The organism is Arthrobacter sp. Cr_A7 (assembly GCF_029222765.1).
Lineage (GTDB): Bacteria > Actinomycetota > Actinomycetes > Actinomycetales > Micrococcaceae > Arthrobacter.
The window spans coordinates 1-2720 of record NZ_JARHXQ010000187.1 but is presented as its reverse complement, the minus strand read 5'-3'; the positions used below and the strand labels follow the sequence as shown (position 1 = coordinate 2720).

Here is a 2720-nt window from a genome sequence, read left to right as displayed (position 1 = left end):
AGGGCGCGCTGAACTGCTCCTGGCCGTGCCGGCGTCGCGCCTTCGCTGGCTGGGGGGAACGCTGGCCGTCGCAGCAATCACGACGACGGCGGTCGCGGCCTCCGCGGGGGCGTCGGCGGCCGTCGTGCTTGCCTTGTCGCAGGCGGGTGGCAGCAGTCCGGGCACCGTGCTGGCAGCCGCACTGGCCCACATCCCGGCGGCACTCGTCTTCCCTGCCGTGACCGCGCTGGTGTTCGCCCTGGCATCCAGGTGGAGCGGCGCCGTCGGCTGGGGTGCGTTGGCCGTTGCCCTGGTCCTCGGACAGTTCGGGGAGCTGCTGGGCCTGCCAACCTGGCTGCAGGACCTCAGTCCGTTCCGGCATTCGTCGGCCATGCCCGTTGAGGCCTTCCACCCGGAGGGCGCCCTCCTGATGGCCGCCGTCGCGATCACCGCTTCGGCAGCAGCCGCCCGCCTGGTACGTGAACGAGACCTGGCGGCTTAACTGTGGTTGGGCCTGCCGAATTAATGGTGGTTGGGCTTGTGGAAACCCGGGGTTTCGACAAGCTCAACCACCGGTAAGGCCTCCTAGGCCATGGTGCTGAAACCCTCGGCGAGGTTCTTGGGGCCCTGGACGATGATCTGGTCGTCGTCGTAGAGGACGGTCTGCGCGGTGGTGTGGGTCCATGCAGTCCCCGGCCTCTTCACCGCAACGATCGTGATGCCGTACTTGTCCCGCAGCCCGAGCACCCCCAGCGGCCGGTCCCGCGCTTCGGAGGGCGGTTGGGTGCGGATCATCACAAAGTCGTCCTCGAACTCCACGTAGTCCAGGATGGACCCGCGCACCAGGTGCGCCACCCGCTTGCCCATGTCGTGCTCAGGCCGGATGACGTTCTCGACGCCCAGCTGGCCCAGGATCTCGGCGTGCGGTTCGCTGATGGCCTTGGCCCAGATCTGCGGGTGCTTGAAGGTCAGCAGCCGCGAGGTGGTCAGGATGCTGGCCTCGAGGTCGGTGCCGATGCCCACCACCACACGGTCGAACTCGTGGACGGAGAGCTGCCGCAGGACCTCCTCCTTGGTGGAGTCGGCCCGGACCACGTGGGTGAGCAGGCCGTTGTAGGACTGCACGATTTCCTCGTTGCTGTCGATGCCCAGCACGTCGGTTCCCTGGGCTTCAAGCTCCAGTGCCAGCGAACCACCAAACCGGCCCAGGCCGATCACGGCCACGGAATCAGCTTGCGCCACGCGCCCGGCTCTGCGGGAGAACAAGTCCTTAGCCAATGAGGGGCCTTTCCTTCGGGTATTCGTACATAATGGGTCGGCCGCGGACGGCCAGTGCGGTGCCAAGTGTGACGGGGCCAAGGCGGCCGATGAACATCAGCAGGATCAGCACCACCTGCCCGGCCGGCGGCATCCCGGCGGTGATGCCGGTGGACAGGCCCACCGTGGCGAAGGCGGAGACCACTTCGAAGAGGATCCGCTCCTGCCCGAAATCGGTGATCAGCATGAGGAACATCGTGGAGCCCACAATGAGCGCGATGGCCAGGAGCACCACGGTGATGGCCTGCCGGTGCACGGCCCGGGAGAGCCGCTTTCCGAAGATGTTCACCGCGGTGCCGCCGCGCAGTTCGGTGGCGAGGATGAAGAACAGGACGGCGAACGTGGTGATCTTCAGGCCGCCGGCGGTTCCGGCAGGCCCGCCGCCGATGAACATCAGGATGTCCATGCCCATCCAGGACACGGGGTGCATCTGCGCGATGTCGATGCTGTTGAACCCGGCCGTGCGGGTGATGACGGACTGGAAGAACCCGCCCAGGATGCGGTCGCCGGGCGGGAGCCCGCCCAAGGTGGCGGGATTGGTCCACTCGGCGGCGGTGAGGAAGGCCGTGCCGCCGGCGAGCAGCACGGCGCTGCCCACCAGGACCAGTTTGGTGTTCATGCTCCAGAAGACGGGCCGGTACTGGCGCCGCAGCTCGAACAGGACGGGAAAGCCGAGCCCGCCGATGATCACTCCGGCGGCGATCGGCAGGCAGATCCAGGGGTCGCTGACGAAGCCCATGAGGTTGTCCGAGTACAGCGCGAAGCCGGCGTTGTTGAACGCGGAAATGGAGTGGAAGACCCCGTGCCAGAGCGCTTCCCAGGGCTGATATCCGTAGCCCAGCATGAAGCGCAGCATCAGGACCAGGGCCAGTGCGGTTTCCACGATGACCGTGATGAGGAAGACGCCCAGCAGGACGCGGCGCACGTCGCCAAAGCCGTGGCTTTTGGTTTCGGCGGCGGCCAGCATCCGGGAGCGCAGGCCCAGCCGGCGGGCCATCAGCACGCCCAGGAGGGTGCCGAAGGACATGACGCCGAACCCGCCCACCTGGATCAGCGCCAGGATAACGGCCTGCCCGAATCCGCTCCAGAACACCGGGGTGTCCACGGTGATCAGCCCGGTGACGCAGACGGCGGACGTGGCCGTGAAGAGGGCTTCCAGCAGGGAGGCGCCGCCGTCGCCGGCTTTGGCCACCGGCAGCATGAGCAGGCCGGTGCCCGCGGCAATCGCCAGCGCGAAGCCCAGCACAATCACCTGGGCGGGATGCCGGGGAACCAGGCGCCGGACCAGCCGTTGCAGGCTGGACAGCTGCCGCTCCTGGAAGGCTGCGGCGGACCGGCCGTAGCCGGAAAGGACCGTACTTGGCTTTTGTCTCCGGCGGCGCGGGGCAGGGCTTCGCTGGTAAGCCTTCAGGTGCATAGGCGTC

General features: G+C 67.7%; 2 protein-coding genes and 1 pseudogene. 1 reads left to right on the top strand and 2 read right to left on the bottom strand.

The genetic code is table 11. The features are described 5' to 3' along the window. Positions 1-481 (top strand): annotated as a pseudogene (locus P2Q66_RS11145) (polyketide antibiotic transporter); the annotation flags it as partial. Positions 482-564: 83 nt separating this feature from the next. Here the strand turns inward: P2Q66_RS11145 and P2Q66_RS11140 are convergent. After that, positions 565-1257 (bottom strand): TrkA family potassium uptake protein, encoded by a 693-nt coding sequence (locus P2Q66_RS11140; RefSeq protein WP_275728039.1) that lies wholly within the window; start codon positions 1255-1257, stop codon positions 565-567. Beyond that, on the bottom strand, positions 1250-2713 hold the full coding sequence (locus tag P2Q66_RS11135) for a potassium transporter TrkG (RefSeq protein ID WP_275728041.1): 1464 nt from the start codon (positions 2711-2713) through the stop codon (positions 1250-1252). Before P2Q66_RS11135 ends, P2Q66_RS11140 begins: the two co-directional genes overlap by 8 nt. Positions 2714-2720 lie beyond the last annotated feature (7 nt).